This window comes from Flavobacterium anhuiense (assembly GCF_050990855.1).
GTDB lineage: Bacteria > Bacteroidota > Bacteroidia > Flavobacteriales > Flavobacteriaceae > Flavobacterium > Flavobacterium anhuiense_C.
Genome location: NZ_CP158861.1, coordinates 1,466,133 through 1,478,798 on the forward strand (window position 1 = coordinate 1,466,133; position 12,666 = coordinate 1,478,798).

The window sequence follows — 12,666 nt, forward strand, 5'->3', positions numbered from 1 at the left end:
TCTAATTATCAAATTTTCTCATTGACACATTATTTTTTCACTCGATCCTCGTTCTGTTTTACAAAAGCATCCCAACCCGAATAACTCTTTCCGGCAATAACTTTTCCTGAATTAAAGTGATGGCAAACCGCTGCTGCTAAACCGTCTGTTGAGTCGAGATTTTTAGGTAATTCTTTTAAGCCTAAAAGCTGTTGCAGCATTTTGGCAACTTGTTCTTTACTGGCATTTCCGTTTCCAGTAATGGCCATTTTTATCTTTTTAGGCTCGTATTCCGTAATCGGAATGCCTCTTGAAAGTCCGGCTGCCATTGCCACGCCTTGCGCGCGACCTAATTTCAACATTGACTGAACGTTTTTTCCAAAGAAAGGCGCTTCAATTGCTATTTCGTCAGGGCAATGCGTTTCAATCAATTCGATGGTTCTTTCGAAAATGACTCTTAATTTTTGGTAATGATTGTCGTATTTGGAAAGCTGCAATTCGTTCAATTGCAGAAATTCCATTTTTTTATTGGTTACTTTAATCAATCCGAAACCCATAATTGTGGTTCCAGGGTCAATACCTAATATGATGCGTTCTTGTGTCACTTTTTTTAATTATAATGGAAAGAGAATTTTTTCTCTACTTCATCTTTTGAAATATTCGATTTCAGAATTTTATTTTTATCGTTTACAATCGAATATTTGCCATTATTTAGAACATAAAATTCAGTTTGCTTCTTATTAGAAAACAGACTTGGTTCTAGATAAATTTGTTGATACATAAAAGGAATTACAGTTTTGTTTTGAATCGTCATAACTCCATATTTACCATTTTTAGATAAAATTATTATTTTGTCACTATCGTAAAAAAGAGTATCATAGATTACTGGAATAACTATTTTTCCTTCTTTGGTAATCAAACCATGTTTTTTGTTTTTTGTTACGAAATGATAATTTTCACCGGGACCGTATTCAACCCAGTTAGACATTTCAGTATATTGAAAAGGAATAATAATTCTTCCTGTTCGATCTATAACGCCGTATTTGTCATTTTGTTTGGCAATAAATCTATTTTTTTGGTCATAATAGCAAGGAGATAAATCTTGAAAATCAAAATTAAAAATTGGTTTTAAGTTCTTGTCTATTATGCCAAATTTGTTCTCTTTGTTTTTTATAACATAATAATCCAGTTCTCTTCTGTCGGCATAAATTGATTGGTTGTCAATTGGATAAGTGATTTTGTTGTTGGAGTCAATTAGTCCAAATTTACCATTATATTTTACGATTGCATTGTAATTTCTTCCAAAATCTTGAAACTCATCATACATAATCGGAATTAATAATTTGCCTTTTGTATCAATTGCTCCATATTTACCATTCAAATCCTGTATGTGATAAATTTTTTCAATTTGATTATTTAGACGACAATAATCAAATGAAAATTCTTTAATCTGGTCGTAAATTTTCGTTCCGTTTTTATCGAGTAAAACTATATAATTGCTTTTTTTTGCTTCAAAAATTTCAGATTCATGATAAGATTCTTCAGGATGTTCTATGGTATCATATTCTGGTTTTACTCGCTCTTTTCCAAATTCATCAATAATTCCGTATTTATGATTTTTAGAGACAATTGCAATTCTGTTTTGATTGAATCTTTCACCGGTATTGTATTTTCCAAAAGGAGCAACTTCTTTTAAGTTTTTATCCAAATAAGCAATTTGATTGTTTTTCCGCACTAAAATTAGACCATTTTTCCAAAAAGTACTTTCACTTTCTTCTTTTATTTCGATATCGGTTAAAGCAATTTCGTCATAAATAAAATCAGATTTTTGCTTTCCAAATGAATCAAAAAATGCCCATTTTCCTTTTTTATTTAAAGAAACTAAACTGTCTACAGTGGCTTTTCTTGCATCCTCATAAATGATTGGAATTATCTCTTTTCCTTTTTTGTTTATAAAACCATAAAGCTTGTTTTTCTTGACAAGTGCTAATCCTGTTTTCTGAAAATAGGTTTCGTCATCATATTGAAACGGAATTACTATTTTTCCTTTTCTATTTATAAAGCCAAATTTGTTATTCTTTTTTGCACAAGCCAATTCTTCAGAAAAAACAGTTAAATCATCATATTCAAAGGGAACGAGTATATTTTCATGAATATCAATATAGCCATGTTTCTTTCCTTTTTCTGCGTAAATCATCCCTTTTTCATCCATTGGATTCAGAAATTTATATTTTCCCAGCGGAATAAGAACATTTCCTTTTTCATCATTATATCCCCAAGAATTTTGCCCCATAACTCGAACAAATAGTTTAGGTGAAGTATTGTCAATTTTGCTACATGCAATTATTAACAGTAATAAAAAAAATAATATGATGCGTTTTTTTGCCAAGAGTTTTTTTTCAAGTTTAAAGTCCAGAAAATTGGCTCATTTTCTAATTGCCACATTGCCACATTTACAAATTCAATTACTTTTGCGGCATGATTTCAATTCCTCACAAAGCTAAGCAATTCCTTGTTCTTGTAGTCAAACTTTTAATTGTTGGCGGTGCATTTTATTTTATTTACAATCAGCTGGCTAACAACGACAAATTAGATTGGCAGAAGTTTATTGTATTGTTCCAAAAAAAACAATCGGTTTTAGGAGTAGGGTTCATTCTGCTTTTGAGTGTTTTGAATCGCTATTTCGAGATTTTGAAATGGCAGAATTTGGCACAGGTCATTCATAAAATATCGGTTTACGAAGCTACAAAACAGGTTTTAGCGGCTTTAACAGCTGGAATTTTCACGCCAAATGGAGTAGGAGAGTACGCGGGAAAAGCATTATATTATCCAAAATCTGAAGCCAAAAGAGTCGTTTTCTTAAACCTAATTTGCAACGGAATCCAAATGATTTTAACGATCATTTTTGGGATTTTCGGGTTGCTGTATTTTAACGCTCAATTTAATGTAATTACAACCAAAACAGTTCTAATTCTTTTTGGCGGATTTGTACTAATTCTGGCCATATTATTTTCGATTAAAAAAATAAAAGTCAAAGGTTATTCGATTGAAAAATTGATTCATAAAATCAATGAAATTCCAAAATCGGTTCATCAAAAAAATATCTTTTTAGGAATCTGCCGTTATTTGGTTTTTTCACATCAATACTATTTTTTGTTTTTAGGTTTTGATGTCGATTTGCCTTATTTAACTTTAATGGGAGCCATTACATCAGTTTATTTCTTAGCCTCTTCATTACCGACTTTTCAATTTTTAGATTTTGCTGTAAAGGGGAGTGTCGCCATTTATTTCTTCGGAATTCTGGGTGTCAACGAATGGATCGTTATTTTTATCAGTACGTTGATGTGGTTTTTAAACGTCGTTCTGCCAGTTGTTTTAGGAAGTTATTTTGTGTTGAATTTTAAAACTAAAACAACAGCGTGATTTTGGAATTATTCTTCATATTAGCCATTTACAGCATCAGTATTGCGTTGCTCATTTATGGTTTTTTTAGGATAAAAAAATATAAAAAAACAGATTTAGAACCCAAAACAACTTTTACGATTATAGTTCCGTTTCGCAATGAGAAAGAAAATCTTCCGATACTGTTAGAGAGTTTTTCGAATTTAAATTATCCAAAAAATCTATTTGATGTGATTTTGGTAGATGATAGTTCAAAAGAAAAGTTTCAAGTTTCAGGTTTCAAGTTTCAAGTTTCCCAAGTCGACAATATTCGTGCTTCTAAATCTCCTAAAAAAGACGCCATTACAACAGCAATGCAGCATGTTAGGACCGATTGGGTTATTACAACCGATGCTGATTGTATTGTTCCAGAAAGCTGGCTTTTGACGTTTGATCATTACATTCAAGAGAATAGAGTTTCTATGCTTGCAGGCGCGGTAACATACAAATGCGAGAATTCATTTTTAGATCATTTTCAGCAATTGGATTTAACAAGTCTGCAAGGCGCAACGATTGGAAGTTTTGGTTTGAATAAAGGTTTTATGTGCAACGGAGCTAACTTTGCTTATAAAAAAGCATTGTTTGAAAGTTTAAACGGATTTAAAGGAAATGACAAAATTGCTAGTGGAGATGATGTTTTTTTACTTCAAAAAGCAATCGAAAAATTCCCAAAAGAGGTTCATTATTTAAAAGCTGATGGCGCCATTGTAACTACGAAACCAACTGAAAATTGGAAAGTATTGTTTCATCAAAGAGTGCGTTGGGCGGCAAAAACGAGTTCGTATAAAAGTACTTTTGGTAAGTTTTTGGGATTGATTGTTTTCTTCGGAAATCTAAGTTTTATAATTGGATTTTTCCTGCTTCTTTTCGGAATTTGGTCGTATCCAATTTTTGTGATTTTTGCTTTTTCGAAGTTTGCAATTGATTTTGTTTTGCTATCCATCACCAATCAATTTTTGACAAAAACGAGAATTAAAAGCCTTTTATTAAGCAGTTTATTGTATCCGTTTTTTAGTTCGGCTGTAGCTTTGTACAGTTTGTTTGGTTCTTATGAATGGAAAGACCGTCAATTTAAAAAATAAATTCTTTTAAAAATGAGTGTCCTAGTCCTGATGGGAGAGGCATCTCCCGATTTAGAAAAACAAGGCTTTTTAGCCGTAGTTTTTGTTTATCGTGAATATAACGGACAGCAGGAAATAGCTTCTAATTAAATTACTTCTCCTCTTTTGCTTTTAGAATAACAGGCAGAATAAACTGTGTTTTTACCGGAATACCACGTTTTATGGCTGGATTTACTTTTGGGAAATCTATGAGACGCGCATGCAGAATGCTGTCAATTTTTATAGTGTCGTAAGCAACAGAATCTTTGGGAAACTGAGGTTCAAACGTCATCGTAGAATTTGGAAAAACGGTTACTTTTACTTCGATCGTATCCAATTCTGGATATAAAATAGACAAAGTGTCAACGTTCAGTTTTTCTTGAATAAGCCCCGACATTACTTCAAAAAAACACTGTTGGCGCAGTTTTTTATCAGCAATTTTATCACAATCGGGAACAGAAGGATATTCGTCCACTTCTTTCCAATTAATTGATTTTAATTCCTTTTGAAGTAACTCTTTTTCAGACGGAACCTGCTTCTCAAAGTATTGACAAGAATGGAAAGTTACGCATATAAAAAGAAGAAGAAAGTGCCTCAAGATTTTGATGTTGAATGAATGAACAAAAATACGATTTATTTTTCTGAGAATCTTTATTACTTTGGTATCTTAATCTTTGCGCGAATACATTTGGGGATTTGTATGGCAAATAATAAAATAGTAATTTGTAAGAACAAATTTATCAAAAAAATATGGATTTATTACTGCTCATTTTGGGTTTTATATGTATGATTGTTGGCATTTTTGGAAGTTTCCTTCCAGTTCTTCCTGGATTATCGAGTTCTTGGGTAGGATTACTTTTGCTATATCTTACCAAAGCGGTGGAAAATAATTATTGGATTTTAGGAATCACTTTTGTTCTAATGGTCATCATTACGATATTAGATTATGTTATTCCGTCAAAGGGAACAAAAAGGTTTGGAGGCAGCTCTTATGGCGTCTGGGGAACCAATATTGGTTTGATTGTCGGGATCCTTGCTCCAATTCCGTTCGGAATTATAATTGGCCCGTTTTTAGGTGCCTTAATTGGCGAATTAATCTACGACTCTCGGAATCATAAAAGAGCAATAAAAGCTGCCACAGGATCGTTGTTGGGATTCATTGCATCGAGTTTTGTTAACTTTCTGTTTACAATGGTTTATTTGGGTATATTTTTGAGTATTGTGTGGGAATATCGAAACATTTTATTTTAATTATATAACATTTTCAGCTTTTTAGCGTTGTTTTCAAAAATAAATATAAAAATTTTCTGAACATTTTTTCTTTCCTGTTTGACTACGAAAGGGTTGTGTTTACTAGCATTGAAGCGTTTTTTGTGTTAACTGCTGGTTATTAAGAAGGTAAATTTTTAACTAAATTTTTGGAAATGTTAAAATATTTTATATTTTTATCACGATAAACGATAAAAAGCCTCATTTTATCGATTATTTCAAATCAGTATAAATAATTATTTTTTAAGTTATGAGTATGACCCCAAACCTACAAATTGAACTTAGACGCTTTATTTCTTCTAATGTTGTCTCCAAGTTAAACAAGTTTTATTTTGAGAATGATGCACTTTTAATAAAGGGAATAGACGTCTCGATCGGTACAATTTTAATGGGACTCTACAACAAAGCTGAAGAATCTGATTTTTATTCTGAAATCGTTTCCTTAATTCAAGAAGATTCCACTTTTTACCAAGAAGTAGATTTTAATGCGGGCAGAATTTTATCAGTCGACGACTGTTACCGCATAGAAGGAAATGCTTTACTGAAAGAATTGTTCTCCAACAAAAAAGGCAGAATTTCAGAAATGGTTTCCAACGAAGTTGGTATTAAAAGCGAAACTGCTAGAGAAATACTTAACTTTTCAGCATTACTTGTAATGTCTTACTTAAGATACAATCTTCAATTAATAGAAAGTTTAAAACTCCTTTTAGAAGATCAAAAAAGAGATATTTTAAACAGCATTCCTCCTGGAATCAAAATCATCCTAGGTTTTTCAAATTACGAAACAGTAGAAGATAAAAACCAATCTATCGGAAGATCTATTTTTACTCTTTTCGGACATAATTTCTTTACTTTATAAAAATAAAAAATCCCATTTTCTAGAAGAAAACAGGATTCATTTATAGTTTGAATTTGAAAAACAATTATACGTTTTTCAAATTGATAATTTCTTGATCGGTCAAAAAGCGCCAGTTTCCGCGAGGCAGGTTCTTTTTGGTCAATCCAGCAAATGAAACACGGTCAATACGCAATACATTGTATTCAAAAGATTCAAAAATAGAACGCACCACTTTTACGTTGGCAGTACGCAATCTAAGACCCACTTCACTTTTTGGTTCATTATCAATATAGCTTACTTCTTCAACAGAAACGCGGTGTCCGTCAAGAACTAAACCTTTGCTGATTTTTTCTAAATCTTCAAATTTCAAGTTTTTGTCTAAAGAAACTTGATAGATTTTAGACGATTTCTGATTTGGCAATGTAAACTTACGAATCATATCGGTATCGTTTGTAAACAATAGTAAACCAGTTGTATTCTTGTCCATTCTTCCTACAGCAGCAATTTTAGCATTTGTAGCACCACGAACAAGTTCTAGAACGTTACGGTATTCTTGACCTTCGTCAAAAGCAGTTGTAAAGTTTTTAGGCTTATTCAATAAAATGTATTCTTTCTTTTCAGGAGTTAATGTAACACCGTCAAAGTTTACAACATCATTCAGTTTTACCAAATATCCCATTTCGGTAACCACATTACCGTTTACTTTTACATTTCCAGACTGAATGTAAATGTCTGCGTCACGACGAGAACAAACGCCAGAATTAGAGATGTATTTGTTCAGACGAATTTCATCTGAAGCCTTCTGTCTCTTTGCAGGCTGATTTTGTTTTCTAAATTTTTCAGCTGCTGCTTCCTGTGCTGCCTTAACTTCAGGTTTTACTTTTTTAGGCCCTTGCGCGCGCTTAGCCATAGGAGGTTTTGGCTTACTAGAGTTTGATCTTGAGCTATTTGGTCTAGATCCGCCTCTTTTATTATTGCCTTCCTTGTTGTTCATAGAATCATTAATTTGTGCAAAGATAGTTTTTTCCTGCTAATAAATCCTAAGTTCAATGTTCTTAGATTAATAGCATTGATTTTTAGATAGGTTAGAAGCATTACAATTGGCTTTTTCCAAACATGGATTCCTCCAATTTTTTATTTTTTAAAGAAAAAAATAAAAACATTTCAACTTCAAACATGTTCACTGAACTCCTATGAAAATAAATGTTAAGTGAAGTAATCGTGGCTAAAGTCAAACAATTGGCTTCTTTTAAACATTCGCAATTTCTCTGAGATTCGCAAAAAATGACACAAAGTTTCGCAAAGAAATTTCGTGTATCTCTTTGAAAATTCTTCGCGTATCTCTGCGGAATAAAAAAAGTCTTAATAATTAGAAATCAATTCCTTCCCATGCCATAAAACACTAGGATTGATCAAAACAATGCAGAAAACGCCAGAAACAATTAAGAATTTTAGAACATTATGAAGTTTTAAAAATTGCTCTTTCGAGTTGGATTTCCATAAATAAATCAGGAAAAAAAGTAGAACTCCAAAACAAACATAAAAGTAGATATCCATGTAGCCTACATCATAAATATTTACCAAAACGTAAACAGGCACAATCGTCAAAATAGTAAGTGCTGTAATAATCTGTTTTGAAATTTTTTCGCCATATAAAACAGGAATTGTTCTGTAATCGGTTACCAAATCGCCTTTTAAGTTTTCTAAATCTTTTATCATTTCGCGAATAAGAAGAAGTAAAAACAAGAATACTGCATGTGCCGAAATTACTACAAAATGACTCATATGATTTTCTATTTCTTCAAACGAAATCTTGTTGTAGAAATACAGTAAAATGGCAAAAAACGGAGTTACAGCCAACAATGCCGACATTAGGTTGCCGATAATTGGAAACTTTTTGATTTTATGCGAATAAAACCAAATCATAAATATGTAAACAGAAAAGAATAAAAAAGCACGCCAAGAAACGATTCCAGCCATTAACACGGCAAGAAAATTCAAACCGAAATAAACGTTCAGTTTTGTTTTCTGACTCACCAAACGATCCAACATTGATTTGTTGGGTCTGTTGATTAAATCTTTCTGGCTGTCGTAAAAATTATTGATAATATATCCGGAAGCAATTGTAATGGCCGAAGCAAACACAATTAGAAACAGATAAAAATCCAATAAAATATCCAACGCTCTAATTTCTGGTGCCAATATAAAAATCGCCGATAAATATTGTGCTAAAACAATAATTGGAATGTTATAACCTCGAACCACAGAGAACAGACTAACAATTTTCATTATTAAAAGTTTGTGCTGTCTGTTTAACATAAAGTTTTGTTTGTGGAGTTTAGATGAGGGAAGTTAAAAGATATTTTTTAATTCAAAAATTTAGAGTTTGTTTTTTAACAATTCTTTAGAACCATAGCCTAATTTTCTAATGCAGGCCAAAGCTTGTTTTTGAGTTATTTCAATTTCTCTAATGTCTTTCTTCTCTACAAAAACTACAGATCCGCTCCAAGGGTTTGGGGCATCGGGAATAAAAACGGTAAATTCATTATCGTTTATTTGTTCGATCAAAAAGGCAAATTGCCAACCTGCATCTGTAGGAACCATAATTACTTTTAAATCTTCTTTAGATTCAAAACCCATTATGCTTTCTTGCATGTTTTTGATAAACACATATCCAGGCACTAAGCTTAGAATGTTGTCTTCTATTTTCTGAACAAGTTTTTTTGCATAAACAGTTTTAGCCAATAAACCTGCAACAAAGCAGACCATAATAATAATGACTACGCCAATAACTTCTTGCAGTGCAAAGCCCATAACCTTCACTCTTGGAAGAGAGTTGACAATGGGAACTGTAATTTTTTGAACAATATGATATCCTTTTTCAAAAAGAACCACTAGTAAAATTAATGGTGCTAAGAATAAAATTCCGCCTAAAAAAGTTGCTTTGATAATCTTTAAAATACTATTCATACTCAGTAACTTTTTTAGGTTAAATATTTAGGAAAGTCTATTCAAATAATTATCGTTTTTAGGAAATTAAAATTGATAAACAACTTCTAATTTATAGTCTTTTAAAGAAGCTTTAGCACGTTCTAAATCTTCGGTAAAACCAAGAATATAACCGCCACCGCCAGAACCGCAAAGTTTTAGGTAATAATCGTTGGTATCGATCCCATGTTGCCAGATTCCGTGAAACTGTTCTGGAATCATTGGTTTGAAATGATTCAGAACTACTTTAGAAAGTTTCTTGGTATTGGTAAACAAAGATTTCATGTCGCCTTGCAAGAAGTTTTCTACGCAAGCGTCGGTATATTTTACGAAATGATTTTTAAGCATTGCACGGAAACCTTTGTCTTTTAGGTTTTCCATAAAAATGTTAACCATTGGAGCGGTTTCGCCAACAATTCCTGAGTCTAATAAAAATACAGCTCCTTTTCCGTCAAAACTTTGAGTCGGAATTCCAGTTGCTTCAATATTGTCTTTTGAATTAATCAAGATTGGAATACTCAAATAACTGTTTAGCGGATCCAAACCTGAACTTTTCCCGTGGAAAAAGCTTTCCATGTTAGAAAATATATTTTTTAACTGTAGTAGTTTTTCGCGAGTAAGATTTTCTAAAACAGTGATTTTGTTTGTAGCATATTTATCGTAAATAGCTGCAACAAGCGCACCGCTGCTTCCAACACCGTATCCTTGTGGAATACTAGAATCGAAATACATTCCGGTTTCAACATCATTTTGTAGCGTCGCCAAATCGAAAGTAACCAATTCTGGCTGTTGCGTATGTAAAACCTCAAGATAAGAAGCAAAACTTCTTAAACTTCTGTTAGATGCAATTGCTTCTTCAGTTGGCTCTTCGCTTTTTTTCAAAGCGCCGTTATAAAAATTATAAGGAATAGAAAGTCCTTTAGAGTCGCGGATAATTCCGTATTCTCCAAAGAGTAATATTTTTGAGTAAAATAAGGGTCCTTTCATGATTTATTTAATGTCTTCTTTTAAAGTAATTTTATTTGGGTTGGAATCTTATCCTTTAATATACAATCCGATTATCATCATGGCTAAAGCAAAGAATAAACCAACAAACCATTTTATCATATCGTTTTTAGCATCTGTGATTTCTTTTTTTACAAAATCTTTAGAAGCTATTTCGTTTTTATCTTGTTTGATTTCTTCGCTTATAGTTTTATCAATTGCTTCAATAAACTCCTTAGCCTTACTCTCATCAAGATTAAGTTCTTTTCTAAATAAATCGTAAAGTTTTATTGCTGCTGTATTCATAATTGTAAATCAAAAAACTATTCTAAACATATAAAGATACGCAAAATTATAATGCAATCGCGCCACTTCCAATTTTGTCGCAAATGTATTGACTATTCTGACAAAATACAACTAATTCGTCCTGAATAAATTGAAGCACTTTTGTTGCAACATTTTCAGGGTAAAGAACATGCACATTTGCCCCAGCATCTAGCGTGAAACAAACTGGAATCTTCGTTTCGTTTCTAAATTTCCAAATTGCATTTATGATTTGCAGCGTATTTGGTTTCATCAAAATGAAATAAGGCATTGAAGTCATCATCATGGCGTGCAAAGTCAATGCTTCGCTTTCTACAACTTTAATGAATTCGTCTAGATTTCCGTTTTCAAAAATGGCAATTAATTTATCTAGATTTTCGTGCGCTTGTGCAAAACGTCTTTCAGCATACGGATGATTGTGCATTAAATCGTGACCAACTGTACTCGAAACTTGTTTTTCACCTTTGTCAACCAATAAAATCGTATCTTGATAATTTTTGAAATTCTCGTGAATCGTATACGGAAATTCAACTCCAAATAAATCGGTGCTTCCTTCAATATTGGCTTGATTTCCCCAAACTACTACATTTCCTTTCACGCTTCGGCAAGCGCTTCCAGAACCTAAACGAGCTAAAAATGAAGCTTTCTGATAAAAATATTCATCGGTCATTTCTGGATTTAGTTTTCTTTCCAAACTCATAAAATTCATTGCCAAAGCCGCCATTCCAGAAGCCGAAGAAGCGATTCCAGAACTGTGCGGAAATGTATTTTGAGTATCAATTGTAAAATGATAATCCTTCAAGAACGGCAGATAAACTTCAACTCTTTCTAAAAACTTCTGAATCTTTGGTTTAAAATCTTCTTTTGGTTTTCCTTCAAAAAGCAAATCAAAAGAAAAACCATTTTGATTGGCTCTTTTTTCGAAACCTAATTTTGTAATCGTTTTGCAATTATTCAAAGTAAAACTTACTGACGGATTTGCTGGAATCTGGTTGTCTTTTTTTCCCCAGTATTTCACTAATGCAATGTTGCTTGGAGCACTCCATTCAAAGTTTCCGTTTTCGATTGTTGAAGTATAGGAAGTAGGTATAAAATCAGCTGCTGAATACATGAATTATAAAATTTTGGCAAAGATAACTTTTAAATTTTTTCACCATATAAGTAATATAAGAAATTATAAGCGTGCTTTGCTAAAATGAACTTACACTACTTATACGGTTTAATTTTTCTTTTGACTATTTTTGAATCAAAATTTGAAAAAATGAATAAGTTCGTAAAAATCGCTATAGCTTTAGTAATTTGTTTAACAGTTGGATATTCTGCAAGTTTGGTTACAAGACCGAGTATTGAGACTTGGTACGTAACTTTAGAAAAGCCAGTTTTCAATCCGCCGAATTGGATTTTTATGCCCGTTTGGACTGTGCTTTATATTTTAATGGCAGTTGCTGCGGCTTTGGTTTGGGACAAAATAAAAGAAAATACAGAAGAAGTAAAACAAGCATTGCTTTTCTTTATCATTCAGTTGATTTTAAATTCAATTTGGTCTTATTTATTCTTCGGATTGAAAAACCCAATGTTAGCTTTAATCGAAATTGTGTTGCTATGGCTGATGATTTACGAAACGTATTTAAAATTCATCAAAATCAATAAAACTTCGGGATATTTATTGATTCCATATTTAGCTTGGGTTGGATTTGCAACGGTTTTAAATGCTAGTATTTGGTGGTTGAATAAGTAGTTTTT

14 protein-coding genes are annotated in these 12,666 nt (G+C 32.2%); 5 read left to right on the forward strand and 9 right to left on the reverse strand.

Going from position 1 to position 12,666, the window contains the following annotated elements; translation table 11 throughout:
• Positions 1-29: 29 nt before the first annotated feature.
• Together ruvC and ABTV69_RS06670 are read right to left on the reverse strand one after the other, a co-directional pair.
• Entirely contained in the window at positions 30-584 is a 555-nt protein-coding gene (gene ruvC / locus ABTV69_RS06665; RefSeq protein WP_433834851.1) for a crossover junction endodeoxyribonuclease RuvC, read from the reverse strand.
• A 5-nt stretch (positions 585-589) separates the two neighbouring features.
• Positions 590-2,272 carry a WG repeat-containing protein gene (locus ABTV69_RS06670; RefSeq protein ID WP_433834852.1) on the reverse strand — a complete coding sequence of 561 codons (1,683 nt, stop codon included), beginning with the start codon at positions 2,270-2,272 and terminating at the stop codon, positions 590-592.
• 185 nt (positions 2,273-2,457) lie between these two features.
• Between ABTV69_RS06670 and ABTV69_RS06675 the strand changes: the two genes are divergently transcribed.
• On the forward strand, positions 2,458-3,402 hold the full coding sequence (locus tag ABTV69_RS06675) for a hypothetical protein (RefSeq protein WP_433834853.1): 945 nt from the start codon (positions 2,458-2,460) through the stop codon (positions 3,400-3,402).
• Complete coding sequence (locus ABTV69_RS06680) at positions 3,399-4,502, forward strand: glycosyltransferase family 2 protein (RefSeq protein ID WP_433834854.1); 1,104 nt, start codon at positions 3,399-3,401, stop codon at positions 4,500-4,502. Before ABTV69_RS06675 ends, ABTV69_RS06680 begins: the two co-directional genes overlap by 4 nt.
• Before the next feature lie 130 nt (positions 4,503-4,632).
• On the opposite strand, the gene ABTV69_RS06685 is transcribed toward ABTV69_RS06680, so the two are convergent.
• Positions 4,633-5,118: a hypothetical protein gene (locus ABTV69_RS06685; RefSeq protein ID WP_433834855.1), complete on the reverse strand. Its 486-nt coding sequence runs from the start codon at positions 5,116-5,118 to the stop codon at positions 4,633-4,635.
• A 152-nt stretch (positions 5,119-5,270) separates the two neighbouring features.
• Here ABTV69_RS06685 and ABTV69_RS06690 point away from each other — a divergent pair, with 152 nt between their 5' ends.
• A complete protein-coding gene (locus tag ABTV69_RS06690; RefSeq protein WP_433834856.1) occupies positions 5,271-5,771 on the forward strand; it encodes a DUF456 domain-containing protein in 501 nt (166 codons plus the stop codon).
• 274 nt (positions 5,772-6,045) lie between these two features.
• Positions 6,046-6,648, forward strand: coding sequence for a DUF937 domain-containing protein (locus ABTV69_RS06695; RefSeq protein ID WP_433834857.1), 603 nt, complete (start codon positions 6,046-6,048; stop codon positions 6,646-6,648).
• A gap of 64 nt (positions 6,649-6,712) precedes the next feature.
• Here the strand turns inward: ABTV69_RS06695 and ABTV69_RS06700 are convergent, their stop codons facing one another.
• The 6 genes from ABTV69_RS06700 to ABTV69_RS06725 all read right to left on the reverse strand — a co-directional run bounded on the left by ABTV69_RS06700 (position 6,713) and on the right by ABTV69_RS06725 (position 12,034).
• Positions 6,713-7,621, reverse strand: a complete 909-nt coding sequence (locus tag ABTV69_RS06700) for a pseudouridine synthase (RefSeq protein ID WP_433834858.1) — start codon at positions 7,619-7,621, stop codon at positions 6,713-6,715.
• A gap of 368 nt (positions 7,622-7,989) precedes the next feature.
• Positions 7,990-8,946: a geranylgeranylglycerol-phosphate geranylgeranyltransferase gene (locus ABTV69_RS06705; protein WP_433834859.1), complete on the reverse strand. Its 957-nt coding sequence runs from the start codon at positions 8,944-8,946 to the stop codon at positions 7,990-7,992.
• 60 nt (positions 8,947-9,006) lie between these two features.
• Complete coding sequence (locus ABTV69_RS06710; protein ID WP_433834860.1) at positions 9,007-9,597, reverse strand: DUF502 domain-containing protein; 591 nt, start codon at positions 9,595-9,597, stop codon at positions 9,007-9,009.
• Between the two features lie 66 nt (positions 9,598-9,663).
• Positions 9,664-10,602: a mevalonate kinase family protein gene (locus ABTV69_RS06715; protein ID WP_433834861.1), complete on the reverse strand. Its 939-nt coding sequence runs from the start codon at positions 10,600-10,602 to the stop codon at positions 9,664-9,666.
• Between the two features lie 48 nt (positions 10,603-10,650).
• Positions 10,651-10,905, reverse strand: coding sequence for a hypothetical protein (locus tag ABTV69_RS06720; protein WP_433834862.1), 255 nt, complete (start codon positions 10,903-10,905; stop codon positions 10,651-10,653).
• Between the two features lie 46 nt (positions 10,906-10,951).
• Entirely contained in the window at positions 10,952-12,034 is a 1,083-nt protein-coding gene (locus ABTV69_RS06725) for a diphosphomevalonate/mevalonate 3,5-bisphosphate decarboxylase family protein (RefSeq protein ID WP_433834863.1), read from the reverse strand.
• 150 nt (positions 12,035-12,184) lie between these two features.
• Between ABTV69_RS06725 and ABTV69_RS06730 the strand changes: the two genes are divergently transcribed.
• Positions 12,185-12,661 carry a TspO/MBR family protein gene (locus ABTV69_RS06730; RefSeq protein WP_433834864.1) on the forward strand — a complete coding sequence of 159 codons (477 nt, stop codon included), beginning with the start codon at positions 12,185-12,187 and terminating at the stop codon, positions 12,659-12,661.
• Positions 12,662-12,666: the final 5 nt, after the last annotated feature.

Bases quoted from the DNA above. Each gene is read 5' to 3' on its own strand.
- ABTV69_RS06715 (WP_433834861.1), bottom strand. From the start codon at position 10,602: ATGAAAGGACCCTTATTTTACTCAAAAATATTACTCTTTGGAGAATAC.
- ABTV69_RS06690 (WP_433834856.1), top strand. From the start codon at position 5,271: ATGGATTTATTACTGCTCATTTTGGGTTTTATATGTATGATTGTTGGC.
- ABTV69_RS06670 (WP_433834852.1), bottom strand. From the start codon at position 2,272: ATGGGGCAAAATTCTTGGGGATATAATGATGAAAAAGGAAATGTTCTT.
- ABTV69_RS06720 (WP_433834862.1), bottom strand. From the start codon at position 10,905: ATGAATACAGCAGCAATAAAACTTTACGATTTATTTAGAAAAGAACTT.
- ABTV69_RS06725 (WP_433834863.1), bottom strand. From the start codon at position 12,034: ATGTATTCAGCAGCTGATTTTATACCTACTTCCTATACTTCAACAATC.
- ABTV69_RS06675 (WP_433834853.1), top strand. From the start codon at position 2,458: ATGATTTCAATTCCTCACAAAGCTAAGCAATTCCTTGTTCTTGTAGTC.
- ABTV69_RS06710 (WP_433834860.1), bottom strand. From the start codon at position 9,597: ATGAATAGTATTTTAAAGATTATCAAAGCAACTTTTTTAGGCGGAATT.
- ABTV69_RS06705 (WP_433834859.1), bottom strand. From the start codon at position 8,946: ATGTTAAACAGACAGCACAAACTTTTAATAATGAAAATTGTTAGTCTG.
- ABTV69_RS06695 (WP_433834857.1), top strand. From the start codon at position 6,046: ATGACCCCAAACCTACAAATTGAACTTAGACGCTTTATTTCTTCTAAT.
- ABTV69_RS06730 (WP_433834864.1), top strand. From the start codon at position 12,185: ATGAATAAGTTCGTAAAAATCGCTATAGCTTTAGTAATTTGTTTAACA.
- ABTV69_RS06700 (WP_433834858.1), bottom strand. From the start codon at position 7,621: ATGAACAACAAGGAAGGCAATAATAAAAGAGGCGGATCTAGACCAAAT.